Origin of the sequence: Sphaerisporangium melleum (assembly GCF_014646695.1) — a bacterium.
Classification (GTDB): domain Bacteria; phylum Actinomycetota; class Actinomycetes; order Streptosporangiales; family Streptosporangiaceae; genus Sphaerisporangium; species Sphaerisporangium melleum.
The window spans coordinates 20,186-38,417 of the sequence record NZ_BMNT01000053.1 but is presented as its reverse complement, the minus strand read 5'-3'; the positions used below and the strand labels follow the sequence as shown (position 1 = coordinate 38,417).

Sequence of the window (18,232 nt, the reverse complement as noted above, 5' to 3'; positions counted from 1 at the left end):
CGACCGGCCGGGACGTCTCCTCACACGCGTATGCGCCCGGACGGCACCGGTGGGTGGCGGTGCCGTCCGGGCGTCCCCGCCCTAGCGGGGGTCAGACGCGCGCGGCGGCGAGGCTCGGGGCGAGCCGGACGCCGACCGTGCGCAGATAGCAGAACCAGGTCAGCGCCCCGCAGATGATGTAGAAGGCCGCGAAGGCCGCGAGGGCCGCGCCCGCGCCGCCGGTGGCGGCGATCGAGGTGCCGAAGCCCCGGTTGATGAAGAACCCGCCGAACGCGCCGACGGCCGAGATGATCCCGATCGCGGCGGAGCTGTCGCGCTTGCCGGTGGCGATCGCGGCCTCCCGGGCGGCCTGGTCGCCGGCGTCGACGCCCGTGAGGGCCTTGGCCCGGAAGATCGCGGGGATCATGCGGTAGGTCGAGCCGTTCCCCACGCCGGTCAGTGCGACCAGCACCAGGTAGGAGACGAAGAAGAACGCGAAGTTGTGGGTGACCACCCCGGCCCCGACGAGCGCGACGGCGACGCCCATCGCGCCGAAGTTCCACAGGGTGACCCGCGCCCCGCCGAGGCGGTCCGACAGCCTGCCGCCGAGCGGCCGGATCAGCGAGCCGACCAGCGCGCCGAGGAAGGCCCAGCCGACGCTGCCGGCGTGCTCGGGGAACTGGCTCTTGATCAGCAGCGGGAAGGCCGTGGTGTAGCCGATGAAGGAGCCGAACGTGCCGATGTACAGGAACGACATGAGCCAGGTCTGGGCGCGCCGGGTGATCTTGAGTTGTTCCCTGACGCTGGCCCTGGCCGTGGTCAGGTTGTCCATGCAGAAGAAGGCGCCCACTGCCGCCAGGAGGATGAACGGCACCCAGAACAGCCCCGCCGCCGCCAGGCCGAAGCCGGCGATCACCAGCGGCATGAACAACTGCACCGAACTGACGCCGATGTTGCCGCCGGCGGCGTTGAGGCCGAGTGCCCACCCCTGCTTGCGCTCGGGGTAGAAGTAGGTGATGTTCGCCATGCTGGAGGCGAAGTTGCCGCCGCCGACGCCGGCGGTCGCCGCGATGAGCAGGAAGACCCAGTACGGCGTGCCGGGGTCGCTCACCGCGACGGCCAGCAGGCCCGCGGGGATGAGCAGCAGCAGCGCGCTGACCACGGTCCAGTTGCGGCCGCCGAACTTCGCCGGCGCGAAGGTGTAGGGCAGGCGCAGGGTCGAGCCGACCAGGTTCGGCAGCGAGACCAGCCAGAAGAGCTGGTCGGTGGAGAACTTGAAGGCGCCGAGCTTGACGGCGACGATGCTCCAGACGGTCCAGAGGGTGAAGCCGAGGTGCTCGGCCAGGATCGAGAAGATCAGGTTGCGGCGGGCGACGCGCTTGCCGCGGCTCTCCCAGAAGCCGGGGTCGTCGGGGTTCCAGTCGCTGATCCAGCGGCCTTTAGATGCCGCGGCGGGTGTTGCCTCCGTCACCGTCACGGTTCCTCCTCCATGTGTTCCGGGGGGTGGGAGGCTCCGAAATTAGCCGGGCGTATCACTTCGCTCCGCGACGAACCGCAGATATCGGCGTTACTTTCGATGCACGGACGAAACATGTGAGGCACAGGCATCACGACGGCAACAACGACTTAACAAAGGTTGGCCGGCCGGTGGATCGGGCATCCTTGTGCGGAAAACCTTCGCGATCCCTCGTCATCCCCCGGGAGCGGCATGACCGGCGTGCGGCAGATCAGGCTCTACTCCGACCCGGTGCTGCGCACCCCGGCCGAGCCCGTGACGACCTTCGACCGGTCACTGCGCGATCTGGTCAAGGCGCTGCAGGCCACCACCCGGGCCGGGGCGGGGCGGGCGGGGCTGGCCGCGCCGCAGATCGGCGTGCCACTGCGCGTGCTGACCTTCGAGCTGGACGGCCGGGCGGGCCATCTGGTGAATCCCCGGCTGGAGCCGTCCGAGCGCACCGTGGTCGCCGACGAGGCCTGCCTTTCCGCTCCGGGCCTGTGGTGGCCGCTGGAGCGTTCCTATGGAGTGGTGGCCCGCGGGCGCGACATGTACGGCAAGCCGGTGACCGTGCGGGCGCTCGGCATGCTGGCCAGGGTGCTGCAGCACGAGGTCGACCACCTCGACGGCGTTCTGTTCGGCGACCGGTTGCCGCAGGACGAGCGCGAGCGTTTCCACGCCGCCCTGGGCGAGACCGCACCCGGCGGCCCGGCCTGAGCACGGTGATCCCGTGCGGCGACCGGCCCCGCGTCGCACGGCTCCCGGCAGCGCGGCGGGCCCGCGTCCGCACCGGCTGACGCCGGCCTCTCGGCCCGCGGCCGAGGGCCGGACGACACTTGAGCGATATGTCCTTTTTTTCGCATCGTTCGCGTTCTGTCGGATTCTCCCCGGGTAGGGCACTCCGTGATCGGGAAGCGCGCCGGCGAGCCGCTTCCGCACATCGGGGGCATCCCGCCTCCCGCACATGCGTAACCGGCGCCGTGCCCGCCCTGTCCCCGCCCGCACGGACGGAAGGCACCGCAGGCGGCCCCGCCGGGCGCATCCCGAGACGGGAGGCCGTGTAAGGAGGCATCGTGACAGGCGGACTGAAAGTGGCCGCGGCCGTCGCCATCGGCTACTTCCTCGGCCGGCACCGCAGGTTCAAGCTGGCGATCGCGCTGGGTGTCGCCGGCGCGACCGGCAAGCTGGGCGGCGCCCGCGGCAACCTGCTGGAGCAGGGTTTGAAGCTGGTGAGCTCCTCCCCCGAGCTGGAGAAGATCGTGGACAGCGTCCGCGGCGAGCTGTTCGAGGCGGGCAAGGCGGCGGCCAAGGCCGCGGCGAGCAGGCAGGTCACCGCGCTCAGCTCCAAACTCCAGGAGCGCGCCGAGAGCCTGCAGCACGCGGCGAACGTCGCGGCGGGCCTGGAGGAAGAGGTGGCCGGCGCCGCCGGCGAGGCCGCGCGGACGGCCGGAGGCGGGGTCACCAGCCTGCGCGAGCGTGCCACGGGCGGGCTCCGTTCGGCGACCTCCCGGGTGCCGCGCCCCAGGCGGCGGCCGGCGGAACGGGAGCCGGAGGAGCCCTACGAGGAGGAGGCCGAATACGAGGAAGAGGGCGAGTACGAGGAGGAGCCTCCTCCGCGCCGCAGGCCGCCCCGGGAGCACGACGAACGGCCGTCCGGGCGGGAGACACGCGGGCGGCGCGCGGACGAGGACGAACCGGAGGACGAGTACGAGGAGCCGGAGCCGCGCGGCCGCGTGGTCCGCGACCGGCCGCCGGAGCGCTCGCGGCCCGTACGCCGCCGGGGGTGATCCTCGATGGCCGACCAGAGGAAGGAAGCCGGCGTGGCGTCGAATCCGATCAAGCAGCAGATCCGCGGGCTCGCCGGCGTCGCCGGGCGGATGGCCCTCGGCGCCGTGCGGCGCCGCGTCGAGCAGACCACCCGGCAGCTCACCGACTTCGCCGAGAACGGCGGGATGCGCACGGTGGGCCAGCTCGCCGGCGCCGAGGGCCGCTTCGGCCGGGTCAAAGGGCTGGCCAAGATGGCGTTCGGCGGGCTGAAGGCCAAACTCGGGTTCGGCGGGCGCGGGGCCAAGGGCAAGAAGCTCAAGTTCCTCAACATCGTCGAGTCGCTCGACATCGGCGCCCCGGTCCGGGTCGTCTACAACCAGTGGACCCAGTTCCAGGACTGGCCGAGCTTCATGAAGAAGGTCGAGAAGGTCGTCCAGGACGAGGACGCGAAGCTCACCTTCCAGGCGAAGATCTTCTGGTCGCGGCGCTCCTGGCAGTCCACGATCACCGAGCAGGTGCCGGACGAGAAGATCATCTGGCGGTCGCAGGGCGCGAAGGGCTACGTGGACGGATCGGTGACCTTCCACGAGGTCACCCCGGACCTGACCCGGGTGCTGGTGGTGCTGGAGTACCACCCCAAGGGGTTCATGGAGCACGTGGGCAAGATCTGGCGGGCGCAGGGGCGCAGGGCGCGCCTGGAGTTCAAGCACTTCCGCCGGCACGTGATGATCGAGGACCTGCTGCACCCCGACGACGTCGAGGGGTGGCGCGGTGTCATCCACGAGGGCGAAGTGGTCAAGGACCACGAGACCGCGCTGCGCGAGGAGGAGGAGCAGGAGCGGGAACGCGAGCAGCGCGCGGAGGGCGGCCGCCCCGAGGAGGCCGAGGACGAGTACGAAGAGGCCGAGGAGCGCGAGGAGCCCGAGGAGGGCGAAGAGGGCGAGGAGGCCGAGGAGGCCGAGGACGAGTACGAAGAGGGCGAAGAGCCCGAGGAAGAGGAGGAGCGTCCCCGCCGCCGCGCGGTGCCGGAGCAGGCCCAGGAGGAGCGCCGGAGGCGACGGCTGCCCTGGAGTCCGCGACGCGGCGAACGCCCGGAGGCCGGCGCCGGGGAGCCGCGCGGCCGGGAGCGCCGGCCGGAGCGCGGCGCCGAAGAGGAACCGCGGCGGCGCGGGACGGCCCGCGGCGAGCGCGAGGAGACCGGGGGCCGGCGCGAGGAGCCCCGCCGGCATCGGGCGGAGGGCCGTGAGGAGCCACCGCGCCGTGGCCGTCGCGCACCGGCGCCCGAGCCACGCGGCCGCGGCCGTTGACCCGCCTGCCGCCCATGCCCGGCGGCGGGTGCCCGGTGAACGCCGGGACCGAGGTGGCGCCGCCAGGACGGCGAGGCCCGCCTCAGGAACCCGCGAGGCGGTGGCGGCACCAGGACCAGGCGCCCCGCCACGTGACCAGTGACAGCAAGGAAGTGAGCGTATGACGATCGTGCAGCCCTCGAGCGGCGGACCCGGGGGCCGGCCGGCCCCGTCCGGCGGCGGCCTGGCCGACGTGATCGACACCATTCTCGACAAGGGGCTCGTCATCGACGCCTACGTCAGTGTCGCGCTCGTCGGCATCGAACTGCTGACCATCAACGCCCGCGTCGTGGTCGCCAGCGTGGACACCTACCTGCGGTTCGCGCAGGCGGTCAACCGGCTGGACCTCTCGGAAGGCCAGAAGGGACTTCCCGAGCTGATGCAGGACATGACGCAGGGCGTGGCGAAGTCCAAGACCAAGGGCATCGCCCAGGGCGCCCTGGAGGCGGCGGGCGAGCGGCTGCGCGACTTCATCGCCGAGCCGGCCGAGCGGCCCGCATCACGTGGGCGCCGGCGAGAGGAGGACTGACATGGCGCGTCCCACCCCTGGCTCCGCCGCTCCCCGATCGGAGCGTGCGGTCCCCCGGCCCCGCGAGCGCGCGGGCGAGCAGACCGGTGCACCTCCCCCCGCGGAGGAGCGCGCCACGGCCATCTACATCTACGGCATCCTGCCCTCCGACGTCGAGCTGACCCCGGAGCCCCGCGGGGTGGGCGACCCGCCCGGCGGCATCGCGCTGGTGCGGCACCGGGACATCGCCGCGCTGGTCAGTGAGCTGAGTCCCGATCGCCCTCTGGGCAGGCCGCAGGACCTCATGGCCCACCAGAGCCTGCTGGACGACGTGGCGGCCGAGGTGCCGGTGCTTCCCTTGCGGTTCGGCGCGGTCATGGAGAGCCGGGAGGCGATCGTCGGCGAGCTGCTGACCCCGCACCACGACGAGTTCAGGGAGGCCCTGGAGGAGCTGGAGGGCCGGTCCCAGTTCGTCGTCAAGGGCCGGTACGAGGAGGGCGCGATCCTGCGGGAGGTGCTCCAGGAGCACCCTGAGGCCGCCCGGATCCGGGAGGAGATCCGCGATCTGCCCGAGGAGGCCACCTGGGACGCGCGCATCAGGCTCGGCGAGATCGTCAACGGGGCGATCGAGGCCAAGCGGGAGGCCGACACCCGGGAGCTCGCCGAGGGACTGGCCCCGCACACCGTGGCGGTCGTGATCAGGGAGCCCACCCACGAGGAGGACACCGCGCACCTGGCCGTGCTGCTGGAGCACGACCGGCAGGAGGAGTTCGAGAAGGCCCTGGAGGAGTTCGCCGACCGCTGGGCCGGGCGGGTCACCCTGCGGCTGCTCGGCCCGCAGGCCGCCTACGACTTCGTCGACCGGCTGAGGTGAGGGACGGGGAGGACATGGGTCTGCTCAAGCTGGTGTTCGGCTGGCCGCTCGCCCCCGTCCAGGGGTTGATCCGGCTCGGGGAGCTGATCGAGGAGCAGGTGGAGCGGCAGCTCCACGACCCGGCGGCGGTGCGCCGCCGGCTGGAGGAGGTCGAGAACGCGCGGGCGGCCGGCCTGATCAGCGAGGAGGAGAGCGCCCGGGCCACCGAGGAGATCCTGCAGCGGATGATCGGCTGAGCGATCCCCCGGGACAGGAGCGGGCGACTCGACCGGGCTGACGGGGCCCGGGGCGCAACCGGGCAGGGCCGCAAGGGGCGGTCCGGGCCGGAGGCGGGCGCCCCCGAGCAGGACGGCCCGGGGACGCGCACAGGGGGACGTGAGGGGGTGACGTGGTGCCGGCGAGTCACAGACCGCGAGGAGAGCCGTCCACCGGCGGCGACCGTCCCGACTATGCCGAGGACGACCGGTACGGCTACCGGAGCGACCGTCTCGGCTACGACGAGGACGAGCGTCCCGGCCGCGGCGAGCGTCGCCGGCGCGGCGGGCCGTCCGGCGGGGACACCCCGGACGCCGTGTCCGGTGGGGCGGGCAGGGAGCGGCCGGTCCGGTCCCCCGCCTCGCGGCGGCTGACCGCGATCACCGCGGGCCGGGCGGGCCTTGCGTGCATGGCCGAGTTGACCGGGAAGGACATCGAGGGCGTGACGCTGGTCAAGCCGGCCGGCGACGGCTGGGCGGTCGAGGTGGAAGTGGTGGAGGACCACCGCATCCCCTCCTCCGGGGACACTCTGGCCATCTACGCCATCGACCTGGACTCCGAGGGCGACCTGGTCGCGTACCGGAGGGTGCGCAGCTTCAAGCGCGCCAGTGGCGACGCGGGCGGGGTGTACTGACATGTCGGATCCGACGCGCCCGGCGCGGGTGTCCTCTCCGTTCGCTGCGCCCCAGCGTGCCCCGGCCCGCGACTCGGGCGGCAACCTCGGCGACATCCTGGAGCGGGTGCTCGACCGCGGTGTGGTCATCGTGGGCGACATCCGGGTCAACCTGCTGGACATCGAGCTGCTCACGATCAAACTGCGGCTGCTCATCGCGTCCGTGGACACCGCCCGTGAGCTCGGCATCGACTGGTGGGAGCACGACCCCTGGCTCAGTTCCAAGGACCGCGACCTGGTCGAGGAGAACCGCCGCCTGCGCCGCCGGCTCGCCGCGGTCGACGAACGGGAGGAGCTGCAGGACGAGCGTGCCGCCGCCGCCCGAGCCCTGCCGGACGACCGCCCCCGGCGGCGCCACCGGGACGAGTGGGCGATGGACGAGCGGTACGAGCGGGAGGAGCGGCGGCCGAGCCGTGCCGATCCCGGGCAGGAGGAGGAGCCCGGCAGGGAGCCGGCGCCCCGGCGGACCGGCCGCCCGCCGCGAGCCCCGGCCCCCGGGCGCGAGGCCGGGCCCGCGCGCCGCCGGGACCGGTGGGAGGACGCCGATGACTGATCGCACATCGGGACGCGCGGGCCGGCGGCCGGCGCACCCGCGTTGAGGAGGAGGACGGTGGCCGACACGGGGACCTATCTGTACGCGATCACCCGCGCCGAGGACCTGCCCGACCGCGACGGCCCGGCAGGGCTGGCAGGCGTGGCCGGGACGCCGGTGCGGGTGCTGACCCACGCCGGCCTGGCCGCGTACGTCAGCACCGTGCCGCTGACGGAGTTCGGGGAGGAGCCGCTGCGCCGCTCTCTGGAGGATCTCGAATGGCTGGGCGAGACGGCCCGCGCGCACCACCGGGTCGTGGACGCCGTGGCCGGCGGCGCCGCGGCGACCGCCCCGGTGCGCCTGGTCACCGTCTACAGCGGCGACGACCAGGTATGCGAGCTGCTCGACCGGCGGCGCGAGGACTTCGCGGAGGTCCTGACCCGGGTGACCGGGCGCCAGGAGTGGGGCGTGAAGGCGTACGCCCTCCCCGCCACGACGCCCGGCGTGCCTGAGAGCGGGGGCGGCGAGGAGGGCAGGAGCGGGCGGGGGTCCGCGCGGCCGGGCACCGATTACCTGCGACGCCGCAGGGCGAGCCTGCGCGACCGTGACCAGGCGTGGCGCGAGGCCGCCGAGCGCGCCGAGTCGATCCATTCCGTGCTGGCCCGGATGGCGGTGGCGAGCACCCGCCACCGTCCCCAGGACCCGCAGCTGTCGGGACGCCGGGAGACGATGGTGCTCAACGGCGCCTACCTGGTCGACGACGAGCTCTGCGAGGCGTTCGCGAGCGCGGTCGACGAGCTGCGCGGCCCTGATGTGGAGATCGAGCTCACCGGCCCCTGGGCCCCCTACTCCTTCACCGCTCTCGACCCCGGCGGCCCGGGCGACGCGGGCGACCATGCCCCCGGCGGCGCGGCCGCTTCGGGCGGGCGGGCGCCGGGCCGGACGCGGGAGCACCACCGATGGTGACCCTCGGCGACGGCACCGGAGGACGCCGGAGCGCCCCGGCGGTGACGACCGGTCCTGGGCCCGCCGGGGCGGGCAGGGGCATGCCGCCCCGCGGTGCCGAGCTCGCCGCTCAGGGACGTCTCCCGGCCGAGCGGGTGGCGCTGGTGGACCTGCTCGACCGCCTGCTGGCGGGCGGCGTGGTGATCACCGGCGACCTCGTGCTGTCCATCGCCGACATCGATCTCGTGCGCATCTCCCTGCGCGCGCTGATCATGTCCGTCCGGGCCTCCGAACCGCTGGCCGTCGGAGTACGCCATGAGCCGCCCCCGCCCTGACCCGGACCGTCCGCTGGAGAACCGGCGCCATGGCCCCGCGCCCAAGGGGACCGCGGCCGGATCGAAGGGCACCCGAGCGGGAACGCCGGCCGCGCCGGAGACGACCCGCGACCGCCCAGGACCTGACCAGGAGATGGACCCGATGCAAGAAGGCCCGGGAGCCGACCAGGACACGAAGCAGGGCCGGCGGCCGTCGGCGCCCCACCAGGAGACGAAGCGGAGCCGGGAGCGCCGGGGCCCGCCCGAAGAGGCGGAGGGAACGAGCAGGCGTGCGGGACCCTACCGCGAGCCGGGGCGGGATCGGGCACAGGCGTGGCGCCTGGACACCGATCCGGAGCGGGTGGAACGCGACCTGACCCGGCTGGTGCTCACCCTGGTGGAGCTGGTCCGGCAGCTGGTGGAGCGCCAGAGCGTGCGCCGGATGGAGCAGGGCGATCTCACCGACGACCAGATCGAGACCCTGGGGCTGACGCTGATGCGGCTGGAGGAGGCGATGACCGAACTCTGCGAGCGCTTCGATCTCTCCCCCGCCGACCTCAACCTCGATCTGGGCCCCCTCGGCACCCTGCTCCCCACCGACCCGCCGGACCCGGCGGCCCCCTGGTAGCACGCGGGCTCGGCGGCCAGGGGCCGCCGGCGGGTGGGCACGAGGGCCCACCCCACCGTCAGAGGGCGACGCCGAGGAGGGCGTCGGCGGTGGCGCGGATCAGGGCCGGGGCGTCCGGGGCGTCGCCCTCACCGGCGATGGCGCGAGTGGCCCAGTCATCGATGATCCGCAACGCGCCCGGCGCGTCCAGGTCGTCGCTCATGCGCTCACGGACGCCCTGGAGCACCGGCCGGGCGTCCGGCCCGGACGGGCGATCGACGGCCGAGCGCCAGCGGGCCAGCCGGGCCTCCGCGGCGCCGATCTGGTCGTCGGTCCACTCCCAGTCGTCGCGGTAGTGGTGCGCGAGCAGCGCCAGCCTGATCGCCATGGGGTCGTGAGCGGCCCGCAGGCGGTGGACGAAGACCAGGTTGCCCCGCGACTTGGACATCTTCTGGCCGTGCAGCCCGACCATGCCGGCGTGGACGTAGGCCTTGGCGAACGGCCACTCCCCGGTGGCGATGTGACCCTCGCTGGCGCCCATCTCGTGGTGCGGGAAGACCAGGTCGGAACCGCCGCCCATGAGGTCGAAGCCGGTGCCGAGATGGTCCAGCGCGATGAGGGTGCACTCGACGTGCCAGCCAGGGCGCCCGCTGCCCAGCGGCGATGGCCAGGACGGCTCACCGGGCCGCTCGGCCCGCCACAGCAGCCAGTCGAGCGGGTTGCGCTTGCCCTCGCGGCCGGGGTCGCCGCCGCGCTCGGCGAACAGCTCCAGCATCTCCTCCTCGGAGTGGCCGGAGACGGCGCCGAACTTCGGGGCCGCGGCGACCGAGAAGTACACATCTCCGTCGACCTCGTAGGTCGCGCCCTTGTCCTTCAGCCTGCCGACCAGGTCGGCCACCCGCCCGACGACCTCGGTGACGCCGATGTAGTCGTCCGGCGGGAGGATGCGCAGGGCCTCCATGTCGGTGCGGAAGAGCCCGATCTCGTCCGCGGCCAGCCGCTGCCAGTCGACGCCGGTCTGCTGCGCACGTTCGAGCAGAGGATCGTCCACGTCCGTGGCGTTCTGGGTGTAGTGCACCGGATGCCCGGCGTCCCGCCACACGCGGTTCGCCAGGTCGAACGCCAGGTAGGTGTTGGCGTGCCCGAGATGGGTGGCGTCGTAGGGCGTGATGCCACAGACGTACATCCGTGCCGCCGGCCCCGGGGAGGTCTCCCTGACCCCTCGGGCCGAGGTGTCGTACAGGCGCAGAGGGAGGCCCGAGCCGGGCAGCGAAGGGATCTCGGGAGCAGACCACGATTGCATGCCCTGAGCCTATCCGGGCCGCCGGGAGGTGCGATCACCCTGGGGTGTCCGGTTTGGGGCGGTAGTGGATCCCGGGAACGATGCGGCGAAACGGTACTTCGTCACGTTCCAACGTGACAGAATCTTGGCGCCGTGGCTACCGGGGGCGTCGGCACCCAGCGTCCACATGCCGAGGGAGAACTCGATTTGCCGGCTTCACGCCCCCTTGGGCCCACCGATCCCGCAACGATCGCGTCGTACCGGCTGACCGGGCGGATCGGCGAGGGCGGGCAGGGCGTCGTCTACGCGGCCGAGGACGGGAACGGCCGGCGGGTCGCGGTGAAGCTGCTGCACCGGCGCTTCTCCCAGGACGAGCAGACCCGCCGCTCCTTCGGGGTCGAACTGCGCCGGGCCCAGCGGGTGACCGGGCCCCGGGTGGCCCGCATCCTGGCCTACGGCGTCCACGACGGGCGGCTGTACTACGCCGGTGAGCTGGTGGACGGCTCCTCCCTGTGGGAGGTCGTGGAGCGGCAGGGCCCCCGCTCCGGGGACCACCTGCACGAGATCGCCGTCGGGACGCTGACCGCCCTGACGGCCATCCACCAGGCGGGCATGGCCCACGGCGACTTCGGGCCCTCCAGTGTGCTGCTGGGTGGGCAGGGCCCGCAGGTCATCGACTTCGCCGTCGGCCGTCTCCTGGACGGCGCGCTCTCCGCGGGCGCGCTCGCCGCCGCCTCTCCGTTCTCCGCCCCCGAGCATCTGGCCGCCGCGATCCCGGGGCCCGAGAGCGACATGTTCGCCTGGGGGAGCACCATCGTCTACGCCGCGACCGGCAGGGCGCCGTTCGGCCAGGACTCGGTGCCCGCGGTGGTCAACCGGATCCTGAACGGCATGCCGGACCTGTCCGCACTGAGCGGACCGCTGCTGGAGGCGGTGACGGCCTGCCTGGACCGCGTGCCGTCCCGGCGGCCCGCGGCCCGTGACCTGCTGGCCCGGCTGGAGGGCGTCCGCCCGGGCCCCGGGCCGGCAGCCGCGGCCGAGCCGGTGTTCCTGATGCCGGACCGCAACGCCCCGGCCGGCCCGCCGGAGGCGGCCTATCAGGGGCCCATCCCGCTCAGCCCGCGCCCCCTGCCGCCCCTCTCCTCCGCCTCGGCGCCCGCACCCCCACCGGCCGCGGACGACACGCGCGCCTGGCCGCCGGCCGCTCCCGCGCAAGGTGGGAGCGCTCCTCCGGGCCCGGCCGGCGGTCCGGAACGGTCCGGGGCGGGCGAGCCGGGCCGCGCGCCGGCCGGCGCCCCCGCCGCCCCGGAACCGGAGGGTGAAGCGGCCGGCCACGTCCGCCGCCGGCGGCACACCGGGAACACCGAGTGGAGCACTCGCCGGCTGGTCGTCCTGGTGGCCGGCGGCCTGGCGGTGGCCGCCGTCGTGGCGGTCGTCGCGGTGGCGACCGGACACGGCCCCGGGAGGCCGGTCCCCGGTGCGGCGCTGCCGCCGCCCGTCGCCCCGCCTCCCGTGCTGGACACTCCCAGCCCTTCGGCGTCGTCCCCACCGGTGACCGAGCCCACCCCGGTCCCCTCACCCACCCGCGCCACCCCCACCCCCAGCCCGAAGCCGCGTCCTGTCACACCCGGCCCATCGGCGCACCCGGTCAAGCCGCTGCTGCGGGTGAGCCCGGCCCACATCCGGGTCACCTCCGACTACATCTCCTACGTCAACATCAAGCTGAGGGCGCCGGGCGGGGCCGTGCGCTGGCGCGCGACGATGACCGAGGGCGGGCTGCTGAGCTCGACCAGCGGGCGGATCAGGGCGGGCGGCTCCGCCACGATCACCGCCTATGGCCCTCCGTACTGCACCACGTCCAAGGTGCGGTTCTCCTCCAACGGGGGCAGCCGGACCGTGACCATCATCTGGGGCGGTGTGATCTGCTGAGCGTCCCGCTCAGGCCACCGGCGGGACGTGCAGGACGGTGTGCCAGGACGACGCGTCACCCGGGCGAGGGCAGAAGTCGTAACGCAGCCCGTCCACGCCGAGCGCGACCAGCGTGACCGAGGAGGTGCCCCACACGCGGCCGTCGCCGAGCTCCCGGCGGACCACCAGCGCCCGGGGGTCGGTGACGGGCAGCCCCGCTCCCGCGGCGAGATGATGCCAGTCCTCCCAGGTCACCCCGCCCGCATCGACGGCGGAGGGGCGGACCGCAGCGGCGAAGCGAGGCCGGAAGAACGCCACACGAGGGTCCTGCTCGCCGGTCTCCCAGCCGGAGTTGACGACGATGTGCACACCCGCGGGCGGCTCGGCCTCGGTGACCTCGGCGCCGTCCCAGCTCCACAGCCGCACGCCGCGGCGGCCGGCGACGAGCAGGTGGAAGGGATCGTAAGGGGTCAGGTCGGCGGGCGGGCCGCCGTGGACCACCGCCTCCAGCGGCAGGACGCCCCGCGACCTGCGCAGGTGGCCGGGCGCCTCGGTGCCGCGGCCGTTCAGCAGGGCGGCCACGCGCGGGCCGCCGGGGTCGGCGGCGAGCCAGGTGCCCCCGGCGAGCAGGTCACGCCCGCCCACCAGCGCGGGACGGTCCGGCCAGTGGGCCGCGGGGGCCTGCCACGGCCGCGACAGCAGCTCGTCGCGCACCCCGGCCAGCACCACCGGGGTCGCCGACCCCGGCGCGAAACTCACGATCACCGTGCACACCCGCGCGTCCCTCCATGTCCGCAGACGGTGGACATCTCCGGGAAGGGTACGGCGTGTGGCGCGGCGCTCAGATCGGCGGCCAGGGGATCGCGGGCCAGTCTCCGGACGGGGACGGGTGGACACCCGTGCTGAGCAGGCGGCGCACACGCTCCCAGGTGGCCTCGACCTCGGCGAGGGTGAGCAGCTCGCGCAGCCGCCGGCCGAGCCGGCCCCGCTCGATCTCGCGTTCGAGCCGGGCCAGGACGTTCACGGCCTCACGCGGGAGCGGCTTACCGCGCCACTGCCACAGCACGGTGCGTAGTTTGTCCTCGGCGGAGAAGCAGACGCCGTGGTCCACGCCATAGATGTGCCCGTCGGGCAGCGGCAGCAGGTGGCCGCCCTTGCGGTCGGCGTTGTTGACCACCGCGTCGAAGACGGCCATGCGGCGCAGCGCCGGGTCACGGCTGCGCATGAGCGCCACGAGGTCGACCTCGGGGTCGGTGTCGATCCACAACTGGCACATGCCCGGGCCGAACGGGCCGTCGCGGTAGACGCTCGGCGGCACGATGCGCCAGCCGGTGACCGCCGACACCTCGAACGCGGCGACCTCCCGCGCGGCGAGCGTGCCGTCGGGGAAGTCCCACAGCGGGCGCTCGCCGCGTACCGGCTTGTACACGCACTCGGCGACCAGCCCGTCCAGGCGGATCGAGCAGTAGAGCGTCATGTTGGTCGCCTCGACCAGCCGGCCGGCGACCTCGATCGTGCCCTCGCGCAGCAGGCGCAGCGCGGTGCCGTCGTCCAGGCCCGCGACGCCGGGGATGCCGCTGAGCCGGGGGTCGCTCTCGGCACTCACCTACGGTCCCCCCGGTGGCCGTTGAGACGGACACAGATATGCCCCTCGGCGTCGAGGGGCTGCCCGCACAACGGGCACGGCGGCCGGCCGGCCGCGACGACCTCGAGTGCCCGCTGGGTGAAGGCGCGGGCGGCGGCGGCGCTGATGTGCACCCGCAGGACCGCCGAGTCGGGCCGGTCCTCGTCCTCCTCGATCGCGTCGTCCTCGTCCTCGTCCTCGTCGCCGGTGACCTCTTTGGCCTCGATGACCACCTGGGCGGAGTCGGGGTCCCAGGCGAGGGCCATGGTGCCGACCCGGAAGTCCTCGTCGATGGGCAGGTCGAGGGGGGCCTTGTCGGAGAGCTCCACCGGCGCCATGGCCGGGACCGGCGCGGTGCCTCCGCTGCGGCGCAGCACCTCGTCCAGCAGCTCGTCGAGCCGGTCGGCCAGCACCGCGACCTGGAACTTCTCCAGGCCCACGGTCGTCATGCGTCCCTGACCCCGCGCCTGCAGGAAGAAGGCCCGTGACCCCGGTTGCCCGACGGCACCGGCCACGAACCTCTCTGGCGGATCATAGTCGAAGACCGGCATAGCCCGACCTTACGTGGTCCCGGCTCCGCCGCCGACAGCGGCGTCGCTTCCGGTGAACTTTTCTCCCCCGTCGTGCCGCTCCGAACCCTCTGCTTGCGGCGGCGGAGGTAGGAGATTCTCCACCCCACCTCCCACATCATTCATCCTCAGGACGAAGGGCCGCAGGGCGGTGTAGCGGATCACGGTGAGCGAGGCGGGGTCGGCGGTGATCCGCTGGAACTGGTCGAGGTGGACGCCGAGCGCGTCGGCCACGATCGCCTTGATCACGTCGCCGTGGCTGCAGACCAGGTAGACGGCGTCGTCACCGAGCTTGGCGTTCCAGTGGCGCACCCCCGCGACCGCGCGGCGCTGGACGCCGGCCAGCGACTCACCGCCGGGGAACACCGCGGCGCTCGGGTGCTGCTGCACCACCCGCCACAGCGGCTCCTCGGCCAGCTCCTTGAGCGGGCGCCCGGTCCACTCGCCGTACCCGCACTCGCCGAAGCGGTCGTCGCTCTCGACCTTCAGCCCGTCGCGCCCGGCCGCGACCGCCGCCGCGGTCTCCTGGCAGCGTTCGAGCGGGCTCGCGACGATGGCGGAAAGGCTCAGCGGTTCGAGCCGCCGCGCGAGCGCCTCGGCCTGCCCCCGGCCCCGTTCGCTCAGATGGACTCCCGGAGTCCAGCCCGCGAGCACCGGCCCGGTCAGGTCCGTGAGGCCGTGCCGTACCAACAGCAAAGTGGTCACCAAGCAAGCTTATTGGGCCGTGATCACCCCTAGCGACAACAGTGTCAGCAGAAAAGTCCCGATGAAGACGCGATAGGTGACAAAAATCATCATCGAGTGACGGGTGATGTAGCGGAGCAACCAGGCGATCGAGGCGTATCCCACGACGAACGACACGACGGTGGCGATCAGCGTGGGCACCAGGTCCGGCCCGCCGCCCGCGCCGACGTCGCGCAGCTCGAACAGCCCCGACAGCACCACCGCGGGGATGGACAGCAGGAACGAGTAGCGGGCCGCGGCCTCGCGGGTGAAGCCCAGGAAGAGCCCGCCGGTGATGGTGGAGCCCGACCGGGAGGCGCCGGGCACCAGGGCGAGCGCCTGGAAGCCGCCGATGATCAGGCCGTGCCGCAGCGTCAGGCCGTCGATCGCGACGCGCTGCCGTCCGACCTGTTCGGCCAGCAGCAGGAGCAGGCCGAAGACGACCAGGATGGTCGCGTTGATCCACAGGTTGCGCGCCGGCCCTTCGATCTGGTCCTTGAACACCAGGCCGATCAGGCCGAGCGGGATGGTGCCGAGCCCGATGTACCAGCCCATGCGCGCGTCCATCTCGCCGCGCAGCTCCGGCGTCCACAGGCTGCGCAGCCAGGTCCAGGTGATGCGCACGATGTCCCGCCAGAAGTAGATGACCACGGCCAGCATCGTGCCGAGCTGGATCACCGCGGTGAACGCCGCACCCGGGTCCCGCCAGCCGAAGAGCCGCGGGACGATGAGCAGGTGGGCGGAGCTGGAGATGGGCAGGAACTCGGTGAGCCCCTGCACGATGCCCAGCACGATGGCTTGCAGTGCGTCCATAGTGCGCGCCAGCCTAGGGCAGCCGCGCGGCGGGGACGGCCTCGCGGGGGTGAGCGCGGGGGGGCGCGTCGCGCGGTTTCGGCCGGGGTGCGAGGTTCCGACGCGGTAACCTGGCCGGATCATGGATCAGCGAATGGTCGGGCGCAGCGGTCTTTCGGTGTCGCGGGTGGGGCTCGGCACCATGACCTGGGGGCGCGACACCAGTGCGGAAGAGGCCGCCGCGCAGCTCGGCGCCTTCGCCGACGCCGGGGGCACCCTGGTCGACACGGCCGACGTCTACGCGGGCGGGGACGCCGAGCGCCTGCTCGGCCGGCTGCTGCGCGACTCCGTGCCGCGCACGCAGATGATCATAGCGACCAAGGCGGTGCTCACGCCGGGCGCCCACCGATCCCGCGACGCCTCGCGCCGCGGGCTGCTGGCGGCGCTGGACGCCTCCCTCGCCCGGCTGGGCGTGGACGAGGTGGACCTGTGGCAGTTGCACGCCTTCGACGCCGAGGTGCCGCTGGAGGAGACCCTGGCCGCGGTCGACACCGCCGTGTCCTCCGGCCGCGCGGTGTACGCCGGGGTCTGCAACTACGCGGGCTGGCAGCTCGCGGCGGCCGGAGTCTGGCAGCGTGCCGCCGCCGGGCGCGCGCCCATCGTCTCGGCCCAGGTGGAGTACTCCCTGCTGGCCAGGGACGCCGAGCGGGAGGTGCTGCCCGCCGCCGAGCACGTCGGGGCCGGGGTGCTCGCCTGGTCGCCGCTCGGGCGCGGGGTGCTGACCGGCAAGTACCGCCTGGGCATCCCCGCCGACTCGCGCGCCGCGACGCCGCACTTCGCCGAATTCGTCCAGCCCTATCTCGACGAGCGGAGCCGCCGCGTGGTGGAGTCGGTCAGCACCGCGGCCGACGGCCTCGGGGTGTCCCCGCTCGCCGTGGCGCTGTCGTGGGTGCGCGACCAGCCGGGGGTCGCGTCGGCGATCGTCGGCGCGCGCACGCACGCCCAGCTCAAGGGCGTGCTGCAGGCCGAGGAGCTCACGCTGCCCGTGGAGATCCGCGAGGCGCTCGACGACGTCTCGGCCGTGGACTCCTGACCGGTGCGCACCTCCTCGCAGCGCCGGGCCCTGCCCGGGCCTGCCGGGAACCATGGCGCGGCGCGGCGCCGTTTCGCATCGGACGGCGCGTACGGTCCTGTCGGGGCGTGCGGCCCGTTCGCGGACGGCGGCTCCACCGAACGGGAATTCCGTTCACGTATCACTAGTCGGTACCGAATCGCACCTTTTGCTGGAAAGATCGGCGTGGTGTCACACGATGGTCTCGGAGCCCATGGGAGGGGAGCCCAAGGGCGTCCGCATGCCTAGGTGGACGACATGGAGGGCGAGCATGCGCAAGGGGACGGCCGCCATCTCGGCGGGAGCGCTGGCGCTGGCCTTGAGCGGGGGGACGGCCCTGCTGGTGGCCGCGCCCGCCGCGGGCTCCTCGGTGCGTGCGATCGGCTGCGACCGGAGCGGGCTCGCCCTGCCGGCGCTCCTCGGTGGAGGGTGCGACCTTCCGGATGCCTCCGGCGGCATGGCCGCCGGACCGTCCCCGGCCGGCGGCCCGGCGACCACCGAAGCCGGGCGGCGCTCTCCTGAAGTGGACGCGGGCGTGACCACCGAAGCCGGGCGGGCCGGCGAGCGGCCGGTCACCGGGGCGGACCAGCCGGGCGGCGACGGCCTCAAGCCGTTGACCGACACCCTGTCCGACCTGGGCGGCGACGCGCTGAAGCCGCTCACCGACACGCTCTCCGACACCGTGGACCGCCTGGACGGCGAGCTCGGCCCGGTGACCGACGGCCTGAAGAAGACCACCGACAAGGTGCTCGGCGGATCGCCGTCGACGCGGGCCCAGCCGTCCGCGAGCACCGCCCCCTCCGCGGCGCCCTCGCGCCCGGCCGAGCCGGCCGACGACGACTCCGGCCTGCTGGACCTGCCGGTGGACACCGAATGCCTCCCGGTGGTCACCCTCGGCGATTGCGACGCCGAGGAGGCCTCCCCGTCC

The 18,232-nt window shown here is 73.7% G+C and carries 21 protein-coding genes; 14 read left to right on the top strand and 7 right to left on the bottom strand.

Features of this window, described 5'->3' with window-relative positions:
- Positions 1-91: 91 nt before the first annotated feature.
- Entirely contained in the window at positions 92-1,456 is a 1,365-nt protein-coding gene (locus tag IEY93_RS33420) for an MFS transporter (RefSeq protein ID WP_189167172.1), read from the bottom strand.
- 231 nt (positions 1,457-1,687) lie between these two features.
- Between IEY93_RS33420 and IEY93_RS33415 the strand changes: the two genes are divergently transcribed.
- The 11 genes from IEY93_RS33415 (at position 1,688) to IEY93_RS38855 (ending at position 9,316) form a co-directional block, all read left to right on the top strand.
- Positions 1,688-2,191, top strand: coding sequence for a peptide deformylase (locus IEY93_RS33415; RefSeq protein ID WP_189167171.1), 504 nt, complete (start codon positions 1,688-1,690; stop codon positions 2,189-2,191).
- A gap of 356 nt (positions 2,192-2,547) precedes the next feature.
- Positions 2,548-3,261, top strand: a complete 714-nt coding sequence (locus IEY93_RS33410; protein WP_189167170.1) for a hypothetical protein — start codon at positions 2,548-2,550, stop codon at positions 3,259-3,261.
- 33 nt (positions 3,262-3,294) lie between these two features.
- Positions 3,295-4,548, top strand: a complete 1,254-nt coding sequence (locus tag IEY93_RS33405) for an SRPBCC family protein (RefSeq protein ID WP_229691690.1) — start codon at positions 3,295-3,297, stop codon at positions 4,546-4,548.
- A 160-nt stretch (positions 4,549-4,708) separates the two neighbouring features.
- On the top strand, positions 4,709-5,116 hold the full coding sequence (gvpJ, locus tag IEY93_RS33400; RefSeq protein WP_189167168.1) for a gas vesicle protein GvpJ: 408 nt from the start codon (positions 4,709-4,711) through the stop codon (positions 5,114-5,116).
- Position 5,117: 1 nt separating this feature from the next.
- A complete protein-coding gene (locus IEY93_RS33395; RefSeq protein WP_189167167.1) occupies positions 5,118-5,969 on the top strand; it encodes a GvpL/GvpF family gas vesicle protein in 852 nt (283 codons plus the stop codon).
- Positions 5,970-5,983: 14 nt separating this feature from the next.
- Positions 5,984-6,205 carry a gas vesicle protein GvpG gene (locus IEY93_RS33390; protein ID WP_189167166.1) on the top strand — a complete coding sequence of 74 codons (222 nt, stop codon included), beginning with the start codon at positions 5,984-5,986 and terminating at the stop codon, positions 6,203-6,205.
- Between the two features lie 155 nt (positions 6,206-6,360).
- On the top strand, positions 6,361-6,858 hold the full coding sequence (locus IEY93_RS38865) for a gas vesicle protein GvpO (protein ID WP_229691689.1): 498 nt from the start codon (positions 6,361-6,363) through the stop codon (positions 6,856-6,858).
- A 1-nt stretch (position 6,859) separates the two neighbouring features.
- Positions 6,860-7,450 carry a gas vesicle protein gene (locus IEY93_RS39855; RefSeq protein WP_229691688.1) on the top strand — a complete coding sequence of 197 codons (591 nt, stop codon included), beginning with the start codon at positions 6,860-6,862 and terminating at the stop codon, positions 7,448-7,450.
- A 57-nt stretch (positions 7,451-7,507) separates the two neighbouring features.
- Positions 7,508-8,395, top strand: a complete 888-nt coding sequence (locus tag IEY93_RS33375) for a GvpL/GvpF family gas vesicle protein (protein WP_189167165.1) — start codon at positions 7,508-7,510, stop codon at positions 8,393-8,395.
- A complete protein-coding gene (locus IEY93_RS33370; protein WP_229691687.1) occupies positions 8,389-8,709 on the top strand; it encodes a gas vesicle protein in 321 nt (106 codons plus the stop codon). Before IEY93_RS33375 ends, IEY93_RS33370 begins: the two co-directional genes overlap by 7 nt.
- A gap of 142 nt (positions 8,710-8,851) precedes the next feature.
- Complete coding sequence (locus IEY93_RS38855; protein ID WP_229691686.1) at positions 8,852-9,316, top strand: gas vesicle protein K; 465 nt, start codon at positions 8,852-8,854, stop codon at positions 9,314-9,316.
- Between the two features lie 58 nt (positions 9,317-9,374).
- On the opposite strand, the gene mshC is transcribed toward IEY93_RS38855, so the two are convergent.
- The gene (gene mshC / locus IEY93_RS33360) at positions 9,375-10,598 is read right to left on the bottom strand and encodes a cysteine--1-D-myo-inosityl 2-amino-2-deoxy-alpha-D-glucopyranoside ligase (RefSeq protein WP_189167164.1); all 1,224 of its coding nucleotides are present in this window, start codon (positions 10,596-10,598) and stop codon (positions 9,375-9,377) included.
- A gap of 186 nt (positions 10,599-10,784) precedes the next feature.
- Between mshC and IEY93_RS33355 the strand changes: the two genes are divergently transcribed.
- On the top strand, positions 10,785-12,506 hold the full coding sequence (locus IEY93_RS33355; protein WP_189167163.1) for a serine/threonine protein kinase: 1,722 nt from the start codon (positions 10,785-10,787) through the stop codon (positions 12,504-12,506).
- 9 nt (positions 12,507-12,515) lie between these two features.
- Here IEY93_RS33355 and IEY93_RS33350 read toward each other — a convergent pair whose 3' ends face one another.
- The 5 genes from IEY93_RS33350 to IEY93_RS33330 all read right to left on the bottom strand — a co-directional run bounded on the left by IEY93_RS33350 (position 12,516) and on the right by IEY93_RS33330 (position 16,214).
- Positions 12,516-13,250, bottom strand: coding sequence for an NRDE family protein (locus tag IEY93_RS33350; protein ID WP_307837575.1), 735 nt, complete (start codon positions 13,248-13,250; stop codon positions 12,516-12,518).
- A 76-nt stretch (positions 13,251-13,326) separates the two neighbouring features.
- Positions 13,327-14,091 (bottom strand): SCO1664 family protein, encoded by a 765-nt coding sequence (locus IEY93_RS33345; RefSeq protein WP_189167161.1) that lies wholly within the window; start codon positions 14,089-14,091, stop codon positions 13,327-13,329.
- On the bottom strand, positions 14,088-14,660 hold the full coding sequence (locus tag IEY93_RS33340) for a DUF3090 domain-containing protein (RefSeq protein ID WP_189167160.1): 573 nt from the start codon (positions 14,658-14,660) through the stop codon (positions 14,088-14,090). Before IEY93_RS33340 ends, IEY93_RS33345 begins: the two co-directional genes overlap by 4 nt.
- 9 nt (positions 14,661-14,669) lie before the next feature.
- Complete coding sequence (locus tag IEY93_RS33335; RefSeq protein WP_189167159.1) at positions 14,670-15,383, bottom strand: histidine phosphatase family protein; 714 nt, start codon at positions 15,381-15,383, stop codon at positions 14,670-14,672.
- A gap of 9 nt (positions 15,384-15,392) precedes the next feature.
- Positions 15,393-16,214: an undecaprenyl-diphosphate phosphatase gene (locus tag IEY93_RS33330; RefSeq protein ID WP_189167158.1), complete on the bottom strand. Its 822-nt coding sequence runs from the start codon at positions 16,212-16,214 to the stop codon at positions 15,393-15,395.
- Positions 16,215-16,335: 121 nt separating this feature from the next.
- On the opposite strand from IEY93_RS33330, the gene IEY93_RS33325 reads away from it, so the two are divergent.
- Together IEY93_RS33325 and IEY93_RS33320 are read left to right on the top strand one after the other, a co-directional pair.
- Positions 16,336-17,286, top strand: coding sequence for an aldo/keto reductase (locus tag IEY93_RS33325; protein WP_189167157.1), 951 nt, complete (start codon positions 16,336-16,338; stop codon positions 17,284-17,286).
- Between the two features lie 289 nt (positions 17,287-17,575).
- The coding region (locus tag IEY93_RS33320) for a hypothetical protein (RefSeq protein WP_229691685.1) at positions 17,576-18,232 on the top strand (657 nt) is incomplete at its 3' end.